The 25,357-nt window shown below is 65.6% G+C and carries 19 protein-coding genes and 2 riboswitches; of the genes, 12 read left to right on the top strand and 7 right to left on the bottom strand.

Annotated elements, in window-relative coordinates:
- Positions 1-53: 53 nt before the first annotated feature.
- Positions 54-267, top strand: a riboswitch (cobalamin riboswitch).
- A gap of 91 nt (positions 268-358) precedes the next feature.
- Together cobW and cobN are read left to right on the top strand one after the other, a co-directional pair.
- On the top strand, positions 359-1,411 hold the full coding sequence (cobW, locus tag E8E75_RS01210; RefSeq protein ID WP_120653252.1) for a cobalamin biosynthesis protein CobW: 1,053 nt from the start codon (positions 359-361) through the stop codon (positions 1,409-1,411).
- A gap of 110 nt (positions 1,412-1,521) precedes the next feature.
- Positions 1,522-5,256, top strand: a complete 3,735-nt coding sequence (gene cobN, locus E8E75_RS01205) for a cobaltochelatase subunit CobN (protein WP_153918417.1) — start codon at positions 1,522-1,524, stop codon at positions 5,254-5,256.
- Positions 5,257-5,326: 70 nt separating this feature from the next.
- On the opposite strand, the gene E8E75_RS01200 is transcribed toward cobN, so the two are convergent.
- The gene (locus E8E75_RS01200) at positions 5,327-6,418 is read right to left on the bottom strand and encodes a 3-deoxy-7-phosphoheptulonate synthase (RefSeq protein ID WP_174235586.1); all 1,092 of its coding nucleotides are present in this window, start codon (positions 6,416-6,418) and stop codon (positions 5,327-5,329) included.
- Positions 6,419-6,932: 514 nt separating this feature from the next.
- Between E8E75_RS01200 and E8E75_RS01195 the strand changes: the two genes are divergently transcribed.
- The 3 genes from E8E75_RS01195 (at position 6,933) to E8E75_RS01185 (ending at position 9,210) form a co-directional block, all read left to right on the top strand.
- Positions 6,933-7,934, top strand: coding sequence for an AAA family ATPase (locus tag E8E75_RS01195; protein ID WP_153918415.1), 1,002 nt, complete (start codon positions 6,933-6,935; stop codon positions 7,932-7,934).
- Positions 7,859-8,590 carry a VWA domain-containing protein gene (locus tag E8E75_RS01190; RefSeq protein WP_153918413.1) on the top strand — a complete coding sequence of 244 codons (732 nt, stop codon included), beginning with the start codon at positions 7,859-7,861 and terminating at the stop codon, positions 8,588-8,590. The genes E8E75_RS01195 and E8E75_RS01190 overlap by 76 nt, the downstream gene beginning before the upstream one ends.
- Before the next feature lie 182 nt (positions 8,591-8,772).
- Complete coding sequence (locus tag E8E75_RS01185; protein WP_153918411.1) at positions 8,773-9,210, top strand: hypothetical protein; 438 nt, start codon at positions 8,773-8,775, stop codon at positions 9,208-9,210.
- A 174-nt stretch (positions 9,211-9,384) separates the two neighbouring features.
- On the opposite strand, the gene E8E75_RS01180 is transcribed toward E8E75_RS01185, so the two are convergent.
- From E8E75_RS01180 to cbiE, 3 genes are read right to left on the bottom strand one after another with little or no spacing between them, the layout of a single operon-like run.
- Positions 9,385-10,092 carry a (2Fe-2S) ferredoxin domain-containing protein gene (locus E8E75_RS01180; protein ID WP_153918409.1) on the bottom strand — a complete coding sequence of 236 codons (708 nt, stop codon included), beginning with the start codon at positions 10,090-10,092 and terminating at the stop codon, positions 9,385-9,387.
- Positions 10,089-10,820: a cobalt-precorrin-6A reductase gene (locus E8E75_RS01175; protein WP_120653257.1), complete on the bottom strand. Its 732-nt coding sequence runs from the start codon at positions 10,818-10,820 to the stop codon at positions 10,089-10,091. The genes E8E75_RS01180 and E8E75_RS01175 overlap by 4 nt, the downstream gene beginning before the upstream one ends.
- A gap of 22 nt (positions 10,821-10,842) precedes the next feature.
- The gene (gene cbiE, locus E8E75_RS01170) at positions 10,843-12,045 is read right to left on the bottom strand and encodes a precorrin-6y C5,15-methyltransferase (decarboxylating) subunit CbiE (RefSeq protein ID WP_120653258.1); all 1,203 of its coding nucleotides are present in this window, start codon (positions 12,043-12,045) and stop codon (positions 10,843-10,845) included.
- A gap of 79 nt (positions 12,046-12,124) precedes the next feature.
- A riboswitch (cobalamin riboswitch) is annotated at positions 12,125-12,318 on the top strand.
- Positions 12,319-12,404: 86 nt separating this feature from the next.
- On the opposite strand from cbiE, the gene cobG reads away from it, so the two are divergent.
- The 7 genes from cobG to E8E75_RS01135 all read left to right on the top strand — a co-directional run bounded on the left by cobG (position 12,405) and on the right by E8E75_RS01135 (position 21,055).
- Positions 12,405-13,721: a precorrin-3B synthase gene (gene cobG / locus E8E75_RS01165; RefSeq protein WP_280357760.1), complete on the top strand. Its 1,317-nt coding sequence runs from the start codon at positions 12,405-12,407 to the stop codon at positions 13,719-13,721.
- Positions 13,718-14,344, top strand: a complete 627-nt coding sequence (locus E8E75_RS01160; RefSeq protein ID WP_120653260.1) for a precorrin-8X methylmutase — start codon at positions 13,718-13,720, stop codon at positions 14,342-14,344. Before cobG ends, E8E75_RS01160 begins: the two co-directional genes overlap by 4 nt.
- Positions 14,341-15,090, top strand: coding sequence for a precorrin-2 C(20)-methyltransferase (locus E8E75_RS01155; RefSeq protein ID WP_120653261.1), 750 nt, complete (start codon positions 14,341-14,343; stop codon positions 15,088-15,090). Before E8E75_RS01160 ends, E8E75_RS01155 begins: the two co-directional genes overlap by 4 nt.
- 90 nt (positions 15,091-15,180) lie before the next feature.
- Positions 15,181-16,830, top strand: a complete 1,650-nt coding sequence (gene cobJ / locus E8E75_RS01150) for a precorrin-3B C(17)-methyltransferase (RefSeq protein WP_153918407.1) — start codon at positions 15,181-15,183, stop codon at positions 16,828-16,830.
- 106 nt (positions 16,831-16,936) lie between these two features.
- The gene (locus E8E75_RS01145) at positions 16,937-17,434 is read left to right on the top strand and encodes a sigma-70 family RNA polymerase sigma factor (protein ID WP_120653263.1); all 498 of its coding nucleotides are present in this window, start codon (positions 16,937-16,939) and stop codon (positions 17,432-17,434) included.
- Positions 17,434-18,390, top strand: a complete 957-nt coding sequence (locus E8E75_RS01140; protein ID WP_153918405.1) for a FecR family protein — start codon at positions 17,434-17,436, stop codon at positions 18,388-18,390. The genes E8E75_RS01145 and E8E75_RS01140 overlap by 1 nt, the downstream gene beginning before the upstream one ends.
- Before the next feature lie 250 nt (positions 18,391-18,640).
- Entirely contained in the window at positions 18,641-21,055 is a 2,415-nt protein-coding gene (locus tag E8E75_RS01135) for a TonB-dependent siderophore receptor (RefSeq protein ID WP_256672893.1), read from the top strand.
- Between the two features lie 248 nt (positions 21,056-21,303).
- Here the strand turns inward: E8E75_RS01135 and E8E75_RS01130 are convergent, their stop codons facing one another.
- The 3 genes from E8E75_RS01130 to gudD form a co-directional block, all read right to left on the bottom strand.
- Positions 21,304-22,242 carry a 2-hydroxyacid dehydrogenase gene (locus E8E75_RS01130; RefSeq protein WP_153918401.1) on the bottom strand — a complete coding sequence of 313 codons (939 nt, stop codon included), beginning with the start codon at positions 22,240-22,242 and terminating at the stop codon, positions 21,304-21,306.
- An 88-nt stretch (positions 22,243-22,330) separates the two neighbouring features.
- The gene (gene garD, locus E8E75_RS01125; RefSeq protein ID WP_153918398.1) at positions 22,331-23,887 is read right to left on the bottom strand and encodes a galactarate dehydratase; all 1,557 of its coding nucleotides are present in this window, start codon (positions 23,885-23,887) and stop codon (positions 22,331-22,333) included.
- Between the two features lie 107 nt (positions 23,888-23,994).
- Positions 23,995-25,341, bottom strand: coding sequence for a glucarate dehydratase (gene gudD, locus E8E75_RS01120; RefSeq protein WP_153918396.1), 1,347 nt, complete (start codon positions 25,339-25,341; stop codon positions 23,995-23,997).
- Between the last annotated feature and the right edge of the window lie 16 nt (positions 25,342-25,357).

The following is a 25,357-nucleotide window of genomic DNA, read 5'->3' as shown; positions in this document are numbered from 1 at the left end:
ACGAGTCCGACCAAGCGTCAACTGCCGCAATTGACCGCTGCTCGGGCGCTGCGTAGCCTTCGCCCTTTCGAGGTTCTCCGGCCGAGGCGCCGGAGCTAAGAGGGAACGTGGTCAAGGCCACGGCTGCCCCCGCAACTGTGAACGTCCCAAGGCCCTTCGAAACGCCACTGCGCAAGCGGGAAGGCGAAGGTGCCGCCCAGCAGCTTTCAACAGCCCGCTGGCGCAGGGTCGTAAGCCAGGAGACCTGCCTCGACGAAATTTCAGACAACCGGGCGGGGTGATCCGGTGGCGAATCCGTTGCGCGGGACGAGTCCCGCTGCGTTCGTCATGCCCGCCGACCGACCACGTAGAGGCGCGCATGAAAACCCTGGCCAAGCTCCCCGTCACCATCGTTACCGGCTTCCTCGGCGCTGGTAAGACCACCCTCCTGCGCCACATGCTGGACAACGCGGAAGGTCGCCGAATCGCGGTGATCGTCAATGAGTTCGGCGAGCTGGGCATCGACGGCGAAATCCTCAAGCAGTGCTCCATCGGCTGCACCGAGGAAGAGGCCGCAGGCCGCGTCTTCGAACTGGCCAACGGCTGCCTCTGCTGCACTGTGCAGGAGGAATTCTTCCCGGTGATGCGCGAACTGGTGGCACGCCGTGGCGACCTCGACCAGATCCTCATCGAAACCTCCGGCCTGGCGCTGCCCAAGCCGTTGGTCCAGGCCTTCCAGTGGCCGGAAATCCGCAACGCCTGCACCGTCGACGCAGTAATCACCGTGGTCGACAGCCCGGCCGTGGCCGCCGGCACTTTCGCCGCGCACCCCGAGCAGGTAGACGAACAACGCAAGCAGGACCCCAACCTCGACCACGAATCTCCCTTGCATGAGCTGTTCGAAGACCAGCTCGCCAGCGCCGACCTGGTGGTGCTGAACAAGGCCGACCTGCTCGACGCTGAGGCCTTGGCCGCCGTGCGTGCTGAAGTGGCCGAGGAGCTGCCGCCGGCGGTGAAGATCGTCGAAGCCAACTCCGGCAAGCTACCCCTCGATGTTCTGCTGGGGCTGAACGCCGAGGCTGAGTTGCACATCGACAGCCGCCCCACCCACCACGACCACGAAGGTCATGAAGACCACGACCATGACGAGTTCGACTCCTTCCACGTCGACCTCCCGGAAGTCGAGGAAACGGCTCTGATCGCCGCCCTCGGCCAACTGGTGGAGCGCCATTCCGTCCTGCGTATCAAGGGCTTCGCCGCCATCCCCGGCAAACCGATGCGCCTGCTGGTCCAGGGCGTTGGCAAACGCTTCGACAAGCACTTCGACCGCAAATGGCTGACCGACGAAACCCGTGGCACGCGCCTGGTAGTGATCGGACAGGAGCTGGATCAGGCGGTGATCGCCAACGAGCTACGCACGGCGCTCGCGTGAAGCACGTCCTGCCCCCTCTCCCACTGGGAGAGGGCTGGGGTGAGGGAAGCCCCCAGCGCTCGGAGACAGCCCTCACCCCCGCCCCCTCTCCCAGAGAGAGAGGGGAGTAAATGCACCTCCTGCGCACCCAACCCGGCGGCTTCGTCCCTGACGATGGCATCGCCCACCTGGCCCAGACGCCCGCCGAACTGGTGATCCTCTGCAGCGGCGACTCGCACCTGGCGCTTTTGGCCGAAGCCTCCCGCGAATTGCCCGACGACTACCCGAGCCTGCGCCTGGCCAACCCCATGCAGCTGCAGAACCACGCCTCGGTGGACCTCTATGTCGACGAGGTGCTGCAGCACGCCAAGGTCATCCTCATCTCGGTGCATGGCGGCGTGGGTTACTGGCGCTACGGCATCGAGCAACTCGTGGCGCTGGCCGAACGCGGTGCCAAGCTGATACTGGTGCCCGGCGATGACCGTCCCGATCCGGAGCTGGCCAGCCTGTGCACGGTCCCGTCGAAAGATGCCGAACGCCTCTGGCAGTACCTGCGCCAGGGCGGCCTGGACAACGCCCGGCAGTTGTTCAATTGCCTGGCCGGCAATTGGCTGGGGCGCGACTACCCCTGGACCGAGCCACAGGTTCTTCCACGCGTCGCCCTCTACCACCCGCGCGTTCGCCCGGCGCAACTGGCGGATTGGCAGGCCGAATGGCAACCAGACCAGCCCGTGGCCGCCCTGCTTTTCTATCGCACCCACTTGCAGGCCGCGAATACCGCCTTCATCGACGCCTTCTGTGAGCGCCTGGCTGCCCGTGGCCTGAATCCCCTTCCCATCGCCGTCGCCAGCCTCAAGGAAGCCGAGTGCCTGGAGGCTGTGGAAAACTGGCTGGACGCCGCAGCTGCCGCGCTGATCATCAACACCACGGGGTTCGCCCAATCCAACCCGGACGCCCCCAGCCTGCGTCCCTTCCGCCGAGACATCCCAGTGCTGCAGGCCATCTGCTCGCTGGACAACGAACCCCTCTGGCGGGAAAACCCGCAAGGCCTCGGCCCGCGCGACCTGGCCATGCACATCGCCCTGCCGGAGCTGGACGGCCGCATCATCACCCGGCCCATCAGTTTCAAGGGCATGGCCTGGCGCAGCGAGCGCAGCCAGAGCGACGTGGTCTGCTACCTGCCGCACACCGAGCGCATGGACTTCGTAGCCGAGCTGGGAAGACGCTGGTGCGCGCTTTCGCGCAAGGTCAATGCCGACAAGCGTGTGGCGCTGATCCTCGCCAACTACCCCACCCGCGATGGCCGTATTGGCAACGGTGTGGGTCTGGATACGCCCGCTGCCGCGCTTAACATCCTTCGTGCGCTGGAGTCCGAAGGCTATCCGCTGGCTGGGCTGCCAGAGAGCGGTACTGCGCTTATCCACAGCCTGCTCGGCGGCGTCAGCAACGACCTGGACAGCCTCGATGCGCGCCCCTGCGCCCAGAGCCTGGCCCTCTCCGACTACCTCGACTGCTTCGCACGGCTACCCGAAGCCAATCAACGCGCAGTCATTGAACGCTGGGGCGAGCCGCAGCAGGACCCGATGTTCCGCAGCGGCCGCATGATGATCGCCGGCCTGCGCTTCGGCCTCGCCTTCGTCGGTATCCAGCCGGCGCGCGGTTACCAACTCGACCCCGCGGCCATTTACCACGACGCCGACCTGGTACCGCCTCACGGTTATCTCGCCTTCTACTTCTGGTTGCGCGAAGTATTCACCGCCGATGCGCTGATCCACGTCGGCAAGCATGGAAACCTGGAATGGCTGCCGGGCAAGGGAGTCGGCCTGTCCGCCGAGTGCTGGCCTGACGCGGTGATGGGGCCGCTGCCGAACATCTACCCGTTCATCGTCAACGATCCGGGCGAAGGTGCCCAGGCCAAGCGCCGCGCCCAGGCGGTGATCATCGATCACCTGATGCCGCCCCTGACCCGCGCCGAAAACTACGGTCCCCTGCGCGACCTGGAACGTCTGGCCGACGAGTACTACGACGCCTCGCTGCTGGACCCGCGCCGGGCCGTGCAGCTGCGTGGGGAGATTCTCGAACTGGTGAAGGCCACCGCCCTGGACCGCGAGCTGAACCTGATCATCAACGACGACCCGGAAAGCTGGTTGCCGCAACTGGACGCCTACCTCTGCGACCTCAAGGAATCGCAGATTCGCGACGGCCTCCACGTCTTCGGCGAATCTCCGACCGGGCGCCTGCGCAACGACACGCTGCTGTCCCTGGTGCGCATTCCGCGCGGTGACGGCAGGGGCACCAACGCCAGCCTGCTTCGCGCCCTCGCCAACGACCTGCAACTGGGCCACGACCCGCTCGACCTCAACTGGGCGGAACCCTGGGAAGGCCCGCGCCCAGCGGTGCTGGACGCCGTCAGCGATGAGCCCTGGCGCAGCAATGGCGATACGCGCGAACGCTTGGAACTGCTGGCGCTGCGGTTGATCGAGACCACGGACTTCGGCTCCATCGGCGCCACCAGCGATGCGGTTATCTACAACCTGCACGCTGAGATCGCCCCCACCCTGGATGCCTGCGGGAGTGCCGAGATCGGCGGTGTGCTTTCCGCCCTGGCAGGTCGTTTTGTCCCGCCCGGCCCAAGTGGCGCGCCCAGTCGCGGACGCCTCGACGTGCTGCCCACGGGACGCAATTTCTTCACGGTGGACGTGCGCAATCTGCCCACGCCCACTGCCTGGCGCCTGGGCTTCCAGTCCGCCAACCTGCTGCTGGAACGCCACCTGCAGGACCACGGCGATCACCTGCGCCAGCTTGGCATTTCCGTCTGGGGAACCGCGACCATGCGCACCGGGGGGGATGACATCGCCCAGGCGCTGGCGTTGATGGGTGTGCGTCCGGTATGGCAGTCCGGCAGCCAGCGGGTGGAAGACTTCGAAATCCTGCCGCTGTCCCTGCTCGACCGCCCACGGGTGGATGTGACGCTGCGGGTGTCGGGCTTCTTCCGTGATGCCTTCGCCAACCTCATCCGCCTGTTCGACGCTGCCGTGCAGGCGGTGGCCGGACTCGACGAACCCGAAGAGATGAACCCCCTCGCCGCCCGAGTCAAACAGGAAAGCGAGCGCCTCGCTTCCGAAGGCATCAGCGCCGAGAGCGCACGCCTGCAGGCCGGCTGGCGTGTATTCGGCGCCCAGCCCGGCGCCTACGGTGCCGGCGTGCAGGGCGCCATAGAAGAACGCCAGTGGCAGGACCGCGCCGAACTGGCCGAGGTCTACCTCAATTGGGGTGGTTACGCCTACGGCGCCCAGGATGCCGGCACTCCGGCGCGGGAACGCTTCGCCCAGCGGCTGCAAGGGTTGCAGGCCGTGCTGCAGAACCAGGACAACCGCGAGCACGACATCCTCGACTCCAACGACTACTACCAGTTCCAGGGCGGCATGCTTGCCGCCGCCGAAACCCTGCGTGGCGACAAGGTCGCCAGCTACCACGGCGACCACAGCCAGCCAGATCTGCCGCGCATCCGCTCGCTCAAGGAAGAACTGGCGCGCGTGGTCCGCTCCCGCGCGGCCAATCCAAAGTGGATCGCAGGCATGAAACGCCACGGCTACAAGGGCGCCTTCGAACTGGCGGCGACCGTGGATTACCTCTTCGCCTTCGACGCCACCAGCGAACTGGTGGACGACCATCAGTACCAACTGCTGGCCGACGCCTACCTGCTGGACGAGGAGACCCGCGAGTTCATTCGCCAGCACAACCCTGAAGCCCTGCGCGACATCGCCGAACGCCTGGTGGAAGCGCAGCAGCGAGGATTGTGGGAACAGCCTGGGGAGTACCGCGAGGTAATCGAGAATCTGCTGCTGGATATCGAGGAGCAGTGATTAGCGCAGGGCCGAGGTCCTGTGGGAGCGGATTCAATCGCGAATGAATTCGCTCCCACAGCGAATGCCATCACCCGCGCAACCGCGCCGCCGCCTCTCGCAGGATCGCTTCCGTCCCCGCCCAGCCCAGGCAGCCATCGGTGATCGAAACCCCATAGCGCAAATCGCAGGACAGCGACTGCGCGCCATCGAACAGGTGGCTCTCGATCATCACCCCACGCAGGGCGTCCTGGCCGGCCAGGCGTTGGCTGATCACATCTTCCAGAACCGCCGGCTGACGCAGTGGGTCCTTGCCACTGTTGGCATGGCTGCAGTCGACCAGGATACGCGGGGCGATACCGAGTTTCTCAAGCCCGTCGCGCGCCGCTTGCACACTGGCCGCATCATGATTCGGTCCACGGTTGCCGCCACGCAGCACCAGGTGGGTATCCGCGTTGCCGGCGGTCTGCACCAGCGCCGGACGGCCCTGGACGTCAATACCGAAATGCTGGTGAGCATGGGCGGCCGAGCGCATGGCGTCGGTGGCGACGCCGAGGCTGCCATCGGTTCCGTTCTTGAAGCCCACGGGCAGGTCCAGGCCGCTGACCATCTCGCGGTGGATCTGCGACTCACTGGTGCGCGCGCCAATGGCGGCCCAGCTCAGCAGGTCGTCCAGATAGCCAGCGACCAGCGGCTGCAGCAGCTCAGTCGCGATCGGCAGGCCCAGCTCGGCTACATCCAGCATCAGCCGGCGACTCAACGCCAGGCCCTCGGCCATGTCGCCACTGCCGTCCAGATGCGGGTCATAGACCAGGCCCTTCCAGCCCACGGTGGTGCGCGGTTTCTCGACATAGGCACGCATCACCAGCAGCAACTGGTCACTCACCTCCGGCGCCAGTGCAGCGAGACGCCGAGCATAGTCGAGGGCGGAATCCGCGTCGTGGATGGAGCAAGGGCCGACCACCACCAGCAGGCGCGAATCCTCGCCATCCAGCACGGCGCGAACAGCTTCGCGCTGGGCATCGATCTGACGGGCAATGGCATGACTCAGCGGTAAGCGCTGGCGCAATTCGGCGGGAGTGGGCAGCGGGTGGGTGCTGCGCGATGGGGAAAGGGCAGCTTCCAGTGCAATAGCATGGAGCGGCTGTACAGCGGCGGGCAGAACGGATTGGTGCGAATTCATGACTGGCATCCTCAGCCGGCGCGGCTCGATCCGCGCACGGCGCTATCTGGGTGTTCGATTCAACGGTGTCTGTGCGGAGCCTGCGCGGCTAAATCGCCAGTCGGAGTTGCGGTAATAGGTCTGGTAGGTGCGATAGCTGATCATGGTGCGATCCTGTATGTCGGTTGTTGGCCTTGTGGGCCGGAAAACAAAAACCCCCGGTCGGGTTGCCGACCGGGGGTTTCGTGGAGCTTTGGCGGCGACCCTGCTGGAGTGGGCCGCCTGATTGGGTATCAGGTCAGCCCGTGGCTAAACCAATACCCATAGAAATAGCTGGCCGCAGCAGCCACACGCACACACGCCTGGGCCTTGGCCGGGCGAGCGATGAGCGAAGTGGAAGCGAGGTGCGGCATGACAATCTCCAAAGCGAATGCTGGCTAACCTACTGCATCGCCGTGCCGCGTTCAATCACTGATTTCTATCGGCCGCCCCAGGCTTTCGCTACCATGCCCGCCAGGCACCGCAGGACACAGCCATGACCGATATTCCCCACTTTCCCCTGAGCGCAGTGGTCGGTTCCGACGAACTGAAACTGGCGCTCTACCTGGCCGCCATCGACCCCGCCATTGGCGGCGTGCTGATCGAAGGCCCGCGCGGCATGGCCAAGTCCACCCTGGCGCGGGGCATTGCCGACCTGCTGCCGGAAGCTCTCTTCGTCACCCTGCCCCTGGGCGCCAGCGAAGAACGCATCGTCGGCACCCTGGACCTGGACGCCGCCCTCGGCGAAGGTTGTGCGCGCTTCTCCCCCGGCGTACTGGCCAAGGCCCACGGCGGCGTGCTCTATGTGGATGAAGTCAACCTGCTGCCCGACCACCTGGTGGACCTGCTCCTGGATGTGGCCGCCAGCGGCGTGAACCAGGTGGAACGCGACGGTATCTCCCACCGCCATCCCGCACGCTTCGTGCTGATCGGCACCATGAACCCCGAAGAAGGCGAACTGCGCCCGCAACTGCTGGACCGCTTCGGCCTCAAGGTCCTGCAGAACGGTCAGCCGCAGCCCGCCGAGCGCGCTGAGATCGTCCGCCGCCGACTCGCCTTCGATGCCGACCCTCAAGCCTTCACCGTCCACTGGAGTGGCGAGCAACAGACCCTGGCCCAGCGCTGCCAGGACGCCCGCGTGCGTCTGCCCGGCATTCCGCTGGACGATGCTGCCCTGGATGAGATCGCCCGACGCTGCTTCGCCGCCGGCGTCGACGGCATGCGCGCAGACCTGGTCTGGTTGCGCGCCGCACGGGCCCATGCCGCCTGGCGCGGTGCCGACCGGATCGACGCCGAGGACATCGACGCCGTCGAACACTTTGCCCTCGCCCACCGCCGTACGCACGCCCCGACAACGGCCGAGCAGCCACCGCAATCTTCACCGGTCAGCTCCCAGCCCCAAACCTCCAGTGGCGAAGGCCAATGGGGCGAGCTGCCCGCCCAGGCGGTGCCGATGGGAGAACGGCGCGACCTGCCGCGCTGGCCAAAAAAGCCCTGAGCATCCGCCCGCGTACGGTCACAGGGGCGGGTGCCCGGCCCAGACCCGGCACTCTCGGCAACGGTCGCAGCGGCGCTCGCCGCACGGGATTGGTGGGGGCCATCCAGTGGCTACCGACGCTGTTGCGCGGCCGCCCGCGCCAAGCCACCGACCTGATCCGCGCGCCGCGTAGCCAGCGCCCCGAGCAACTCTGGCTGGTGGTAGTGGATGCTTCCGCCTCTACCCGCCGCCACGGCGCCCTGACACAGGCCAAAGGGTTGCTGACGAGCCTGTTCGAAGCGGCTTACCGCCAACGTGCGCGCCTCGCTGTGCTGCACGCCACTGGCCGTCAGCCCAAGTGGCTCTGGCAAGGTCAAAAAGCGTCCCCCGCCCTGCATCACTGGCTCGCCGAACTCGGCGCTGGCGGCGGCACGCCACTGATCGATGCCCTGCAGCAATCGGCCACCTGGCTGGCGCGTCGACAACGACAGAAACCAGCCGAGGAACAGCGTCTGCTGGTGCTTACCGATGGGCGTTTGAAGGACTGGCCTGCGCTGGTGCCGTTGGGCTGCCCGACGCTGCTGGTGGATATCGAAGGTGGGCCGATCAGGCTAGGTCGGGCGAAGAAACTGGCGCAAGAGTTGGAAGCGGAGTACCGAGTCATTTCCGAGCTCTAGGCTGGCCTTTCACCCCAACCTCTTTCCCGGAGGGAAAGGGGAGATTCAAGGTCGGGCGTCACGAACTTGAGTCGAAAATGTGCGCCGCAGCCATGGACAGAGTGATGGCCAAACAATAGCCTTCCTCTCCGAATCAAGAGCAGTGCTCACAGCCCACACACCAGCTTTACCGGGAAGCCTTCATGGAAGAAAAATCGACACAGCGACAAACGCCAGCCATAGGCATTGCCGTCTCCCTGTTTTCCCTGATCCAAGGGGCAATGGCTGTCATGGCTCCCACAGTGTTTGCAGCTTTAGGAGTTGCCACACCCCAAAGCAGCGCAATTTACCTACTGACGCTGGGCATCGTTTCGCTAACGTTGGGTTGGCTGGGCTTGAAAGGACGCCCCACGGCCTACTTCTTCATTTCCCTACTCTGCATGCTGCAAAGCTTCGCGTTCCGTACTCCCGACTCCAGCTTCAACTTTATTGGCCCGATTTCATTCCGTTTCAGCTTTGGACGTGAGCCGGACTTGGAGTTCACCATTAATGCACTTGCCATCCTTTTCGCCGCTTGCTCGGCCTTCGCGCTGTGCAAGATGATTGAGCAAAGAGCAGTGCCGGCGGGAGACCCGCAGTAATCCCGGGGCGCGAACTGGATAGTCAGGAGGCCCCAGCCTCCTGGGGCGCAATGGAGTCATTCGTTCAGAACATCCGAAGGTGATCGCTGAACACGCCAAACTCAGCGATGTGAGGTCGCAGGCAGCAACGTTCTATGCCCCTTACCGGGCTCGCCGGGACGCGTCCCGGCGCCCCTACGTCTTAATCAACAAATCCAGCACCGGCCGCTCCTCCACGATCCGCTCCTGCACCCAGCGCAGCACCTCTTCCTCATCGCGAATCCGGTACCACTCTCCTTCCGGGTAAAGGCTGGCGGTCGGGCCGAGGTCGCACGGGAACTGGCATTGGGTGCGGGTAATGTGTACACCGCCGTCGCACTCCAGTTTGCCGGCGGCCTTGAGGGTTTCCCGCAGTTTCTTCCACAGCGGCAGGGCACCGCGGCGGGTGCAGCGCGGGCCGTTGCACAGCAGGAGGCGGCGAGCATGGGGTGGGATGCAGGACCAGGCGTGTTGCTCTGGCAGCGCGGGTACGTTCACGCAGTCCAGGTGCAGTTCGTGGCGCTCGACCAGCGCACAGGCAGCGCCGGCCGGGTCGCTGTCGAACTGGCCGAGCAGGCTGGCGACGAAGACGTGTTCAGGAGCCTCCAAAACAGCCAGCTCACTGCGCAACCAGTCCAGGTGTTGGGCGGAGGATTGCGGTTCGAGATCGATCACCAGCAGCGGGCGCGGGCTTTCTTCAACGCGCTGCCACAGTGGCTCGTAGCCGGAGCTCGTATCGACGATATCGGCCAGGGCCTCGTCGCCATGCAGGGCGCCGAGTTGGCGGCGGAAAAGTTCGGCGAAGGCGCCTTCAGAGAGGTCCGGCCCGGCGAACAGCACGCGGGCGTAGGGTGTTGCGGTCATGGTGTTTCCAGGTAGGTAGCGAGGGACTGCCAGAGACCCTCGACGGAATCAAATTCTCGGGCCACGGCGGGAAGCTCCGGGCGCTTGAGGATCAGTACCGGCAACCCGAGCTCGCGCGCCACCTGCAGCTTGGGTTCGGTGGACTGGCTGCCACTGTTCTTGCTGATCAGCACATCGCTTGCCAATCGGGCGAACAACTCGCGCTCACCGTCGAGGTTGAACGGACCACGCGCACCGATCACCTCATAGCGCGGGCCGGCAGGCTGGCCTTGCAGGCAGCGCACCGTCCAGTGCTGCTGCGCTGGAATCTCATGCAGATGCTCCAACGGCTCGCGGCCGAGGGTGAAGAAGGGGCGGCGAAAATCCTTCAGGACGGCAATCAGTTCGGCCCAGTCGGCCACATCACGCCAGTCATCTTCAGGGCCTGCCTGCCAGCCGGAGCGCCGCAGCGCCCAACAGGCAATGCCGGCCAGCTCGGCAGCTGCCGCGGCGTTGTGGCTGATCTGAGCGGCATAGGGATGAGTCGCATCGACCAGCAGGCTGATGCCTTCTTCCTCGATGAAACGGGCCATCCCTTCCGCTCCGCCAAAACCGCCGACACGAACCTGGCAGGCAAGGTCGTCCGGCACCTTGCCGAGGCCAGCGAGGCTGTAGACATGATCGGGACCGAGACGCCGCGACAGCGCCAGCGCTTCGGTGATGCCGCCCAGCAGCAGGATGCGTTTCATCGTTGTTCCACACTGGTCGGAGTCAAGGCTTCACCACGTCCAGCAGCGTGATCGGCAGGGCCGAGCGCCAGGTATCGAAGCCGCCCAATGGTTGGGCCTGGGCGACGGCGATACGGGTGAGCTCGCCACCATGGCTTTCACGGAAGGCCACCAGCATCGCTTCGCTCTGCAGCGTCACGGCATTGGCAACCAGGCGGCCGCCCGGTTTGAGCTGGTTCCAGCAGCGATCCAGAACGCCCGGTTCGGTGACGCCACCGCCGATGAAAATGGCATCCGGCTCTGGCAGCCCCTCCAGCGCTAGCGGGGCCTGGCCCGCGACCAGCTGCAATGCAGGTACGCCAAGCGCATCGCGGTTATGGCGGATGTGCGCCTGGCGGCCTTCGTTGGCTTCGATGGCAATGGCCCGGCAGCTCGGATGCGCGCGCATCCACTCGATACCGATGGAGCCGCATCCGGCACCGACATCCCAGAGCAGTTCGCCGGGACGCGGCGCCAGACGCGCCAGGGTAATGGCACGGACGTCACGTTTGGTGAGCTGCCCGTCGTGGCGATAGGCGTCGTCCGGCAGACCGGTGGTCGATGGCAGTGAGCGCGCGCCTTCGCCGGACTGGATTTCAATGGCGACCAAATTGAGTGCGGCAACCTCGTCGAGGGACCAGTCGCGGGCGATGCCATCGATACGACGCTCACGCTCACCGCCAAGATGCTCCAGCACGACAAGGCGGCTGGGGCCATAACCCGCCTCGGCCAGCAGGCCGGCAATGGACGCCGGACTGCAACCATCGTTGCTCAGCACCAGCAGGCGGGCACCGTCGTGCAGATGGGCATTGAGCGTCGCCAGGGGACGAGCGACGACGGAGAGCAGGGTCACGTCCTGCAATGGCCAACCCAGGCGGGCGGCCGCCAGCGAGTAGGACGAGGGCGCGGGAATCACCTGCATCTCGGCCACCGCAACCTGCCGCGCCAGACTGGCGCCGACGCCGAACAGCATGGGGTCGCCGCTGGCCAGCACGCAGACTGGTGTGCCACGTTTTTCCAGCACCGGGGCCAGCGAGAAGGGGCTTGGCCAGGGGTTGCGGCGGGCCCGGATGCAATGCGGCAGCAGGTCGAGCTGGCGCGGGCTTCCGACCACTTCGACGGCAGCCAGCAAGGCACGGCGCGCGGCCTTGCCCAGACCCGCATAGCCGTCTTCACCTATTCCCACCACTGTCAGCCAGGGCTGCATTCGCTGTCCTCGATTCCAGAAAAGCACGACCATTCGGCTCCCGACAGGCAGCCTTTTCATAGGTCCGGGCAAAGCGGGCATAATAGCGCCCTTCATCGGTTGCCGGCGCGGCACACAATCGCTCCGGCTTAAAGGGAACACGGATAAACCGTGGCTGCCCCCGCAACTGTAAGCAGCGAGTCCATGCATTCTGGTCACTGGAAATACTCCGGGAAGGCCGCACGGGACGACGACCTGCCAGCCAGGAGACCTGCCGATGGAACCAGTCGCGTGTGTACGCATCGAGCGGGGTGTATCGATGCAACGTTGTCCCTGCATCAGGGAACCGGGTCGCCGCGACGCCAACCATGGTGACCTGAGTGAAACACGCCCAGCCCACAGCGCCATCCGTCCGTCCCTCGGCATGCCCGGGGCTGCTGCGTATCGTCCAGGCGAAGGACGGCGGCATCTGCCGGATCAAACTGCCCTGCGGTCGCCTGGACTCGCATCAGGCCCGCGCCATTGCGGCAGCCGCAAGCCAGCATGCCAGCGGCGTGATCGAAGCCACCAATCGCTCCAACCTGCAGATTCGTGGCGTGAAGGCCGACGCCGAACAGGCGTTGATCGACGCCTTGCTCGCCGCGCGCCTGGGTGCGGACTCCCCCGGCGCCGACGATGTACGCAACCTGATGGTCAGTCCGCTCGCCGGACTCGACCCGTCCGCCCTTGTGGATATCTCGCCCCTGGCCGCGCGGATTCTTGCGCTGCTGCAGGACAAGGCGCACTTCCACGCCTTGTCGCCAAAGTTCGCCCTGCTGTTGGACGGCGGCGAGTCGATGGCAATGCTGGAACACCCCCACGATCTCTGGGTCTCGGCCATGGGCACCGGCGACCATGCGCAGTTCGCCTTCGGCCTGGCGGGCTGCCCACCGCAATCGACGGGTGACGTCCCTGCCCTGGCCGCCGTACCGCGCGCCCAGGTACCCGCACTGGTAGAGGCCCTGCTGGACCTGTTCCTCGAACTGGCGACGCCCGAGCAGACGCGCATGCGCCACCTGCTCGCGGAACACCCGGAGGGCGACCTGCTGCTGCGTCTGCAACAGCGGCTGGACGTCCCGCTGCTGCCCGTCGGCGACTGGCACAGACCCGCCCCGCAACCCTTTGCCCATCTCGGCATTCACGATGGCCGCCATGTCGGTGGCGCGCCCGCCCTCGGCCGGCTGGATGCCACGCAACTCAAGGCACTGGCCGATCTCGCCGACAGCCTGGGCGACGGCAACCTGCGTCTGACGCCCTGGCAATCGGTGCTGCTGCCCAATGCCCGTGATCCCGAAGCGGTCCAGCAAGCAATGCATGACCTCGGTCTGGCAACCAATGCGAACGCCCCGTTGGCGCGACTGGTTGCCTGTACCGGTTCGGCTGGCTGCGCCAGGGGGCTGGCGGATACCAAGTCCGATGCCCTGGCTCTGGCGGCGCTGCTGCCGCCAGGCGCGGTGGTTCACCTCAGCGGCTGCCCGCGCTCCTGCGCCTCGGCCCATGTGGCGCCCTTTACCCTTCTGGCCACGGGCCCCGGCCAATATGACCTATACCAGCGCGGCGGCGTCGGCTTTGGCCGATTGCTAGCGCGCGACATCAGCCTCAAGGAAGCCGGCGAACGCCTGGCCTCCCCTCCTGACACCTGGAGTTCCACCCAATGATCGAGTACATCCGCGATGGTCAGGAGATCTATCGCAACTCCTTTTCCATCATTCGCGCCGAGGCCAAACTGGCCGGCATTCCCGCGGACCTGGAAAAACTCGCAGTGCGAGTGATCCACGCCTGCGGCATGGTCGATGTGGTGGAAGACCTGCGCTTCTCACCCGGCGCCGGTGCCGCCGGCCGCACCGCCCTGGCCACCGGCGCACCGATTCTCTGTGATGCACGCATGGTGGCCGAGGGCATTACCCGCGCACGCCTGCCGGCAGACAACAAAGTCATCTGCACCCTCAATGATCCCGGCGTTCCGGAGCTGGCCCGCGAGTTGGGCAACACCCGCTCGGCGGTGGCGCTGGAGCACTGGCGCGAACACCTTGAAGGCAGCGTGGTGGTGATCGGCAATGCTCCCACCGCGCTCTTTTACCTGCTGGAAATGCTCGATGCCGGCGCACCGAAACCGGCGCTGATCCTTGGCTTCCCGGTGGGCTTCGTCGGCGCGGCGGAATCCAAGGACATGCTCGCCGCCGACAGCCGCGGCGTGCCCTATGTGATCGTGCGGGGCCGTCGCGGCGGCAGCGCCATGGCCGCAGCAGCGGTCAACGCACTGGCCACGGAGGTGGAATGATGAACGGCAAAGGACGGCTGATCGGCCTCGGCGTGGGCCCCGGCGACCCGGAACTGATCACACTCAAGGCACTGCGCCTGCTGCAATCGGCACCTGTAGTGGGCTACTTCGTGGCCAAGGCGAAGGCCAGCCAGGGTCAGGGCGGCAACGCGTTCGGCATCATCGAACAGCACCTCACCGACGCCCAGCAGCGCATGCCGCTGGTGTACCCCGTGACCACCGAAAAGCTGGAGCCGCCGCTGTCCTACGAGACGGTGATCAGCGACTTCTACGATACCGCCGCCGAACAGGTCGCCCAGCATCTGGAAGCCGGCCGTGACGTTGCCGTGATCTGCGAGGGCGATCCCTTCTTCTACGGTTCCTACATGTACCTGCACGACCGCCTGGCCGCGCGTTACGACGTGGAAGTGGTGCCCGGCGTCTGCTCCATGCTGGGCAGCGCGGCGGTGCTCGGCGTGCCGCTGGTGTACCGCAACCAGAGTCTTTCAGTGCTCTCCGGCGTGCTGCCGGAGGAAGAACTCAAGGCGCGCCTGGCGGACGCAGAAGCGGCCGTGGTGATGAAGCTCGGGCGCAACTTCGACAAGGTGCGCCGGGTTCTGCAGGACCTCGGCATCGCCAGCCGTGCCCATTACGTCGAGCGCGCGACCATGACCAACCAGCGCATCGTGCCGCTGGATGAGGTGGACCCCATGGCCTCGCCCTACTTCTCGATGATCGTCATCCCCGGCCAGAAGTGGAGAGGCTGATGCCGTTCGGGATGTCCGTGCCCGTAGGGTGCGCCAAGCGCGCCAACGACTTCCGGTGCGCACGGCGCACCCTACCTGTGGAACTCTGCCATGCATAACCCTCCGGCCATCGTCCTCCTCGGCAACGGCGGCGTGCCCATCGCCAAGCGCATCCAGGCGCTTTATCCACAGGCACGCATCCTCGGCCTGTCCGGGCGCGTCGAAGGTGCCGACGACAGCTACGCCGAGTTCGGCGAAACCCTGCGCGAGCTCTACCGCACCGACACGCCGATCATCGCCCTGTGCGCCGCCGGCATCGTCATTCGCACCCTGGCTCCGCTACTGGCGAATAAAGGCGCCGAACCGCCGGTGCTGGCGGTGGCCGAGGACGGAAGCGCCGTGGTGCCCCTGCTTGGCGGCATCGGCGGCGTGAATCGCATGGCGCGGGAAATCGCCACGATCCTGGAGGTGGCGCCGGCCATCACCACCAGCGGCGAACTGCGCTTCGGTACCTGCCTGCTGGATCCGCCAAAGGGTTATGTGCTGGCTGACATCGAACAGGGCAAGCGCTTCGTGTCCGACCTTCTGGGTGGTGAATCCGTGCGCGTGCAGGGTGCAGCACCTTGGCTGGAAGATGCTCACCTGCCACTGGCGGATGAAGCACAACGGGTCATCCACATCACCGCCAACGCGCGCGCAGCCGAACGTCATGAACTGCTGATCCACCCCCGCGTGGCTATCGCCCGCATCGACGGCGCGGCAGACGCGGAGGCTGTTCGTCTGGTGCTCACCGATGCCGGTTTGGCAGAGCGGTCCCTGGCGTGCCTGGTGGCGGACCATTCACGGATGGTGGATGCCGACCTGGCCACGACTGCCGCCGCACTCGATGTCCCCCTGCGCTTCATCACCGATGAAACCGCCCTGCCGCCCCTGCACCAGCAAGCGCATGGCATTCGCCTCTACCTCGCGACCGAGCCGGTGGACTCGGCGCTGCTCGGCCAGCCCCGTGGCCGCCTCACGGTGGTAGGCCTCGGTCCCGGCGCCGCCGAGTTCATGGTGCCGGCGGTACGCCAGGCACTGGACGAGGCCGAGGACCTGCTCGGTTACGAAACCTATATCCGCATGGCCGGCCCACTGCGCCCCGACCAGGTGGCGCACTGCACCGACAATCGCGAAGAGCTCCAGCGCGCCCGCCATGCCTTCGAGCTCGCGGCAAACGGTCGCCGCGTGGTGGTGGTGTCGTCCGGCGACCCGGGCGTATTCGCCATGGCCGCCGCCGTGCTGGAGGCCCTGGATGAATCCCGCGATCCACGCTGGTTGCAGGTCGAGTTGCAGGTGTTCCCTGGCGTTTCCGCGGCGCTGGCCACTGCCGCCAAGGCCGGCGCGCCCCTGGGTCATGACTTCTGCCTGATTTCTCTGTCAGACAACCTCAAGCCCTGGGAAGTGATCGAGGACCGCCTCGACCACGCCGCGGCTGCCGACCTGGCCATGGCCTTCTACAACCCCATTTCCCGCGCCCGCCCATGGCAACTGGGCCGCGCCCTGGAAATCGTCGCCCGCCACCGTCGCCCGGAAACGGTGGTGGTGCTGGGCCGCGACATCGGCCGCCCGGCGGAGAAACTCATCCTCACCAGCCTCGGCGAGCTGACGCCGGAGCAGGTGGACATGCGCACCCTGGTGATCATCGGCTCGTCGTTGACCCGCCGGGTGCCAAAGGGCAATGGCGAGGATTGGGTGTACACGCCGCGCTGGTATCGCTAGCGGAGCGTGCGTATCAGGCAAGACCTAAGGTCGCTGTTGCAAAAGCCCAGGCGCACAATGAAAATGCGATTAATTTTCATTTGTATCGCATGTCGCGGTGGCCTCAATGTCCTCTCCCCATGTCACCCTCCAGGCGCTGTACAGCGAGCATCACGGCTGGCTGAAGAACTGGCTGCGCAGCAAGCTGGGCAATGCCGCCGATGCCGCGGACCTGGCCCAGGACACGTTCCTGCGCCTACTGGGCAAGGGCGAGCACCTCGAACTGCGTACCCCCCGCGCATTCCTGCGCACCGTGGCGCGGGGGCTGGTGATCGACCACTGGCGTCGCGAGGAGTTGGAACGCGCCTACCTGGAAGCCCTGGCACAGCTGCCCGAGGCCGAGGCGCCCTCCCCCGAGGAGCGCGAACTGATCCTCGAACTGCTGGAGCGCATCGCGCGGATGCTCGACCGTCTCAAGCCGAAGGCGCGCACCGCCTTCCTGCTGGCACAGTGCGAAGGCCTGCCCCACAAGGAAGTCGCCGCGCAGATGGGCATTTCCCTGCGCTCCGTGGAGCGCTACGTGGCGGACGCCCTGTACCACTGCTACCTGCTGAGGTTCGAATAATGAGCGCCCAGAGCCAGGTCGCCGCCCCGAGCGAGCAGGTCGTGCGTCAGGCCATCCACTGGATGATGCGTCTGCGCGGCAGCGGCGATGTCGACCTGCAAAAGGCTTGCGAGCACTGGCGCGGGCAGGAGGTCGAGCACGAACTGGCCTGGCAACGGGTGCAGCAACTCGACCGTGAACTCGGGCTGGCCATGCCCGGAGCCGGCCTGGTGCTGGACAACGCCCGCGCTGGACTGCGTCGACGCCAAGCACTCAAGCTGCTCTCCGGCGCTGCCGTCGGGGGCGCGGCCTTCTGGCTGACCCGCGACATCACCCCCTGGGAGCGATTGACCGCCGACCTCGCCACCGCCACAGGCGAGCGTCGAGGCCTGGCGCTGGCCGACGGCAGTCAGCTGCAACTGAACACCGATTCGGCTGTGGATATCCGCTTCGACTCCCGGCAACGGCTGATCGAGTTGCGCCGTGGCGAGATCCTCGTCAGCAGCGCCATCCAGCCCACACCGATGCGAGTACGCACCGCCCACGCCCAGGTGGAAGCCCAGGCCGCGCGTTTCGTGCTGCGGCAGGGCAAGGCGGCATCGCGACTCAGCGTATTGCAGGGCAGCGTAACGCTGACCCCGTCCAGCGGCCTGTCGAAACAGGTCATCGAAGCGGGCAAGAGTTTCGACGTCACCCACGAAATCATCCGACAGGTGCAGCGCCCGAACATGGAAGCGGGTGCCTGGGTCGACGGCCTGATCGTCACCCGTGACATGCGTCTGGCGGATTTTCTCGCGGAGGTGGGGCGCTATCGTCACGGTCGTCTGGCCTGCGCCGAGGCTATTGCCAACCGGCGCCTGTCCGGTGTGTTCCGCCTGGACGACACCGACAAGCTGTTGGCGCTGCTGCCGCGCACCCTGCCCGTGGAACTGCACTACCGCACCCGCTGGTGGGTGACGGTGGAGGAGAGGGTTTAATCCCGAATGTTCGCGATTGAGATCGCTCCCACAGGCGCACGACCCAGGCTCTTGTAGGAGCAAATTGATTCGCGAAACAGGCCGCTCCCGTGGGGCAGCTGCGCCGCCCTTGGCGATTGAAATCGCCCCTGCAAGTACTGCCGCGCCCTGGTCTCCCGAACAATCTTCATTTTTTCTGGCGGGTTTTCCCGCCTGCGCCGGCAAAGGGAATGAATCCCATTAACCTTTGCCGATGCCCACGGATGCTTTCATGACCCCACCCCGCGCTTCCCGCCTTGCCCTTTCCATTCGTGGCGCCCTGCTGTCCGCCGCCCTTGCCGCACCGTTGCTGCCCTGCTCAGCCATTGCCGACGAGGCTGCCGCAGTGGCCAGCCGCAGCTACGCCATTCCCGCCGGGGCCCTCGATGAAGCGCTGAACCGCTTCGCTCGCGAGGCGGGCATCAACCTCTCTGCCACTCCGGAGCAGACCCGCGGCCTGAGCACCAGCGGTCTGGATGGCTCCTGGTCGGTGCAAGCCGGTCTGGCGCGGCTGCTCGAAGGGACCTCGCTGCAAGCCGAAAACCTTGGCGGCGGTAGCTTCGTGCTGCGTGAGATACCGGCCGGCAGCGCGCTGGAAGTGCCCAGCACCCAGGTGTTCGCCCTGGGCAACGCACTGGGCAGCGAGGACGGCTACCTGGCCACCCACAGCCAGATCGCCACCAAGACCAGCAAGTCGTTGATGGAAACGTCGCAGACCGTGTCGGTGATCACTCGCGAGCAGATCGACGACCAGGGATCCAGGACCGTCCAGCAATCCATGCGCTACACGCCCGGCATCTTCACCGGCCAGGTGGGTGCTTCGAACCGCTACGACTACATCGTCATGCGCGGCTTCGCCGACAACAGCGTCGACAACGTCTACCTCGACGGCCTGAAAACCATGGGCGACAGCGGCACCTTCAGCTCGATGCAGGTGGACCCGTATTTCCTCGAGCGCATCGACGTGCTCAAGGGCCCTTCCTCGGTGCTCTATGGCCGCAGCTTGCCGGGCGGTCTGGTGGCACTGACCAGCAAGAAGCCGCTGTACGAGGACTACCACCAGGTGCAGGCCACCGTGGGCAACATGAACCAGAAAGGAGTGGGCTTCGACTTCAGCGGCCCGCTGGATGAGGAGAAGCGCATCGCCTACCGCCTGGTGGGCCTGGGCAAGGGTGGTGACACGCAGTTCGACCATACCAAGGACGAGCGCTACGCGATCGCTCCGACCCTGGCCATCGACTTCAGCGAAGACACCACCCTGACCCTGCAGGGCTACCTGCAGCATGACCCCAATGGCGGCTACCACAGCGGTGTACCGGCCGACGGCAGCCTGTTCCAGCACAACGGCCGGCGTATCAGCCGCGAGTTCTTCGACGGTGAACCTGGACTGGACGACTTCGACCGCACCCAGCGCATGTTCGGCTACCAGCTGGAGCACCGCTTCAACGACGTCTGGAGCGCCCGGCAGAACTTCCGCTACCTGAGTTCGGACGTCGACCTGTCGCAGGTCTATGGCTATCAGTGGACCGCCCCCGACAGCAACGAACTGAACCGCTACTTCTCCGGTGCCAGCGAAGCGCTGGATGCCTACATCATCGATAACATGGTGCAGGCCGAATTCGACTGGGGCAGCACCCGCCACACCTTGCTCATCGGCCTCGACTACCAGCGCCGCAAGACCCGTGTGGACTGGACCTCTGGCGTTTCCACGCCGCTCAACGCCTTCGACCCGGTATATGGCAACGAGAGCCTGAGTTTCCTCTCCGAAGACAACCACACCCGCCGTCTGGAGCAGACCGGCCTGTACCTTCAGGACCTGATAGACGTCGACCAGTGGCGCTTCTCCCTCGGCATGCGCCAGGACTGGGTAGACGTCTCCGACGAGAACCGCACCGCGCAAACCAAGAGCGACGAGCAATGGAGCAAGTTCACCGGCCGCGCCGGCGTGCTCTATCTCTTCGAGAACGGCATCGCGCCCTACATCAGCTACTCCGAGTCGTTCAACCCGAACGCTTACTCCGATGCATCCGGCAAGGCTCTGGACCCCACCGAAGGCAAGCAGTGGGAAGCCGGGCTGAAGTTCCAGCCCGAAGGCAGCAACAGCATGTACACCGCCTCGGTGTTCCATATCACCCAGGAGAACGTCGCCTCCAAGCTGCCGCAGGACAACTTCTATACGTCGGTAGGCAAGGTGCGCTCCAAGGGTATCGAACTGGAGGCTCACACCCAGGTCACCGACAACTTCAAGGTCCTGGCCAGCTACACCTACACCGACATCACCTACGCCAAATCGCTCGACGGCAACCAGGGCAATACCCCAAACCAGGCGCCCAAGCACATGGCGTCCATCTGGGGTGACTACAACTTCAACGCTGGCGCTCTCGACGGCCTGCGCACCGGCCTCGGCGTGCGCTACGTCGGCAAGACCTGGGCGGACAAGGAAAACACCCTGCACGTGCCCTCCTACACCCTGGTCGACGCCCTTATCGGCTACGACCTCGGCAAGCTCGGCATGCAGGGCCTGGACCTCAGCCTGAACGCCAACAACCTGCTGGACGAGGATTATGTGGCGTCCTGCTACAGCCTCGACTTCTGCTACTTCGGCGAGAAACGCAACGTCTCGGCAACCCTGAGCTATCAGTTCTGATTGCCGCAAGCCTGACCACCAGCGCCAGCCAGCTTCCCTCACCCCAACCCTCTACCGAAGGGAGAGGGTTGGGGTGAGGGATGGTGGGCCTTGCTGGGTCTCACTCCACAAAAAAAACGGCGCACTCGTGGCGCGCCGGCACTGCGAATCTGCAGCTCAATTTCGCGGGAGGAAACGGCGCCCGGCTTGTGGCGGGGGGCCGCATAGTGGGGCCGCCCGATGCGGCCGCCGCTATAGGGTGGGGCGTGTCAGACCACGGGGGTCAGCATCTCGCCCTTGTCGAGGAACGACTGCAGGTTGGCGAACACCAGTTCTTCCATCTGCAAACGGGTTTCTTCAGTGCCGCTTCCGATGTGCGGCGCCAGCACCACGTTGTCCAAGCCGAACAGGACTTCGGGAACACGCGGCTCGGCTTCGAAAACATCCAACCCCGCACCGCCCAGGCGCCCTTCGCTCAAGGCGACTACCAGTGCCTGTTCATCCACCACTGAGCCACGGGCTACGTTGACCAGGATGCCTTCCGGCCCCAGGGCTTCGAGCACCTGCGCCGAGATCAGGTGATGGGTTGCCGCGCCGCCGGGACAGGTCAGCACCAGGAAATCTGCCCAGCGAGCCAGCGCCAGCAGGTCCGGCTCGAAACCGAAGGGGCTGTCTGCGTCCGGGCGGCGATTGTGGTAACGCACCTGCATGTCGAAACCGCCGGCGCGACGCGCGACGTCCTTGCCGATGCGGCCAAGACCGACAATACCGAGGCGCTTGCCGCTGACCTTGCGTGCCAATGGGAAATTACCGGCCGGCCAGCTTCCGGCGCGAACGAAGCGATCCGACGCGCTGATGCGCCGCGAGCAGTCGATGAGCAGCCCCATGGCCAGATCGGCGACGCAGTCGTTGAGCACATCCGGCGTGGAACTGACCTGGATGCCACGCTGGCGCGCCACGTCGACGGCAATGGCGTCGTAGCCGACGCCGAAGCTGCAGATGGCGCGCACATTGGGCAGGCGCTCGAGCATGGCGACCGAGCAACCGAAGCGGGCCGAGGTGACCACGATGTCGAACTCGGCGCCGTGTCCCTCGAGAAAGGCCAGCGCGTCACCTTGCTGCCAGAGCTGCGTGACCCGCTGTTCGCTGACCAGGCGTTGGTTGAAGCGCTCGGTCAGCGGGCCGACGTGGAGGATCCTGGGTTCCATTCTGGGTCTCTCATTCCAAACAAACAGCGCCTGTCCACGGTCTCGCAAGCTAGAGAAGAACAAGGCGAGACTGGCTGAGGGCGGACGCTCACGTTACAGGAGCTGGATTGAACAGGGTCAGATCGTTGTGCAGCCGATGCTTCTCCGCCCAGGTGCGTTCCTTGCCGCTGGCCACGTCGAGGTAGTAGCGGAACAGTTCCCAGCCCATCTCTTCCAGGGTGACGCGTCCGGAGGTGATGCGACCTGCATCGACATCAATCAGATCGGGCCAGCGCTCGGCCAGTTGGGTACGGGTGGAGACCTTGATCACCGGCACCATGGACAGGCCATAGGGCGTGCCGCGGCCGGTGGTGAACACGTGCAGGTTCATGCCCGCAGCCAGTTGCAGGGTGCCGCAGACGAAGTCGCTGGCCGGCGTCGCGCAATACTGCAGGCCCTTGCCGCGCACGCGCTCGCCCGGAGCGACGACGCCAGCGATGGCGCTGTTGCCGGATTTGGCGATGGAGCCCATGGCTTTCTCGACGATGTTGTTCAGGCCGCCTTTCTTGTTGCCCGGCGTTGTGTTGGCGCTGCGATCAGCCATGCCACGGGCCAGATAGCGGTCGTACCACTCCATTTCGCGCACCAGCGCCTGGGCCACTTCGGGAGTTGCCGCACGCGGGGTGAGCAGGTGGATGCCATCCCGCACTTCGGTGTTCTCCGAAAACATCACAGTAGCCCCGGCACGCACCAGCAGGTCGGCGGCCACGCCCAGAGCCGGGTTGGCGGTAACGCCGGAGAAGGCATCGCTGCCACCGCACTGCATGCCCAGCACCAGCTCGGACGCCGGGCAGGTTTCCCGGCGGCGCAGGTCGAGGACTTTCAGCCGGTCCTCGATCATGCCCATGATCTGCTCGACCATTCCGGCAAAGCCAGTGGCGGAATCCTGCAGGCGGAACAGCCAGGCTTCCTCGTCCTGCCCGGCGGTGAGCTCGTCGCCCGGCATCAGTTGTTCGGCCTGCAGCTTCTCGCAGCCCAGGCCGATCACCAGCGCCTGGCCACCGAGGTTGGGATTGCGCGCAATGTTGTGCAGGGTGCGAATCGGGATCACCGCGTCCGGCGCGTTGATCGCCACGCCGCAGCCGTAACTGTGGGTCAGGGCGACCACATCATCGACATTGGGGTACTTCGGCAGGACTTCCTTGCGCACACGGTCGACGCAGTGATCCAGCACGCCAGTGACGCACTGCACTGTGGTGGTCACGCCGAGGATATTGCGGGTACCGACTCTGCCGTCCGGATTGCGGAACCCTTCGAAGGTGTAGCCGTCCAGCGGCGCCATCGTCGGCGGCACGGCGGTGGCCATGGGCAGGTTGTCCAGACCCGGGGCTTCGGGAATGCTCAGCAGTTCCTCGCGCACCCAGCTGCCACGCGGAATGGCCTTCAAGGCATGGCCGATCACGGTGCCGTAGCGCAGCACGGCACCGCCGGCAGGGATGTCCACCAACGTGACCTTGTGGCTCTGGGGAATGGCTTCACGGGTGACCAGGCCGTCGGGGAACTGACCGCCCTCCGCCACGCCCTGCTCGTTGATAACGATGGCGACGTTGTCATCGGGGTGCAGGCGCACATGGCGGGGAGAGTCCTGGTGTTGGATCAACTGCATGGCTGACTCCGTTGTTGTTCTCTGTATCAGGCTTGGTATGGCCCTGTGGGAGCGAATTCATCCGCGATTGAAATCACTCCCACAGGAACCAGGTGCCGCTGGTTGCCTCAGCGCACCAGGCAGGGGCGCTTGTTGTTGAAGGTCCAGTTCGGCACCAGGTACTGCATGGCGATGGCGTCGTCTCGAGCGCCCAGGCCCTTGGACTTGTACAGAGCATTGGCCTTGGCCAGTTCGTCCATATCCAGTTCGACACCCAGACCCGGTTTCTGCGGCACCGCCACCTTGCCGCCCTTGATACGCAGCGGCTCCTTGGTCAGGCGCTGGCCGTCCTGCCAGATCCAATGGGTGTCGATGGCGGTGATCTTGCCCGGCGCCGCCGCGGCGACGTGGGTGAACATCGCCAGGGAGATATCGAAATGGTTATTGGAGTGCGAGCCCCAGGTCAGGCCCCAGTCGTTACACATCTGCGCCACCCGTACCGAGCCCTGCATCGTCCAGAAGTGCGGATCGGCCAAGGGGATATCCACAGACTGCAGTGAGATGGCGTGGCCCATCTGGCGCCAGTCGGTGGCGATCATGTTAGTGGCGGTCGGCAGGCCGGTGGCACGACGAAACTCGGCCATCACCTCGCGACCGGAGTACCCGTTCTCGGCGCCGCAAGGGTCCTCGGCGTACGCCAACACATGGTGCTGATCGCGGCACAGGGCAACTGCCTGCTTGAGCGACCAGGCACCGTTCGGATCGAGGGTGATGCGTGCCTCGGGGAAGCGTTCGGCCAGTGCGGTGACCGCTTCGATTTCCTCTTCGCCGCGCAGGACGCCGCCCTTGAGTTTGAAGTCATTGAAGCCGTAGCGGGCATGGGCCGCCTCGGCCAGACGCACGACCGTTTCCGGAGTCAGCGCCTCTTCGTTGCGCAGGCGGAACCAGGCGTCGTCGGCGTCGGCTTCGCTGCGATAATCGAGCTCGGTCTTGTTGCGGTCGCCGACGTAGAACAGGTAGCCGAGCATCTCCACCTCGTCGCGCTGCTGGCCTTCACCGAGCAGGGCCGCCACCGGCACCTCCAGGTGCTGGCCGAGCAGGTCGAGCAGTGCGGACTCAAGCGCGGTGACCGCGTGGATGGCGATACGCAGGTCAAAAGTCTGCAGGCCGCGACCGCCGGAATCGCGGTCGGCAAACGCCTGCCGCACCTGGTTGAGCAGGCTCTGGTAGTTGCCGATGGACTGCCCTACCAGCAAGGCACGGGCATCCTCCAGCGTCTGGCGGATGGCTTCGCCGCCAGGTACCTCGCCAACGCCGACGTGACCGGCGTTGTCCTTTAGGATCACCACGTTGCGGGTGAAGTACGGACCGTGGGCGCCGCTGAGGTTGAGCAGCATGCTGTCCTGGCCGGCCACCGGCACCACTTGCAGTTCGGTGATACGCGGTGCGCCCTGATGAAGATTCTGTTGAGTCATTGCCTTGTCCTTCTGC

It is taken from the genome of Pseudomonas sp. BN606, from assembly GCF_029873115.1.
Classification (GTDB): domain Bacteria; phylum Pseudomonadota; class Gammaproteobacteria; order Pseudomonadales; family Pseudomonadaceae; genus Metapseudomonas.
This window is presented reverse-complemented; position numbering and strand designations above follow the sequence as displayed.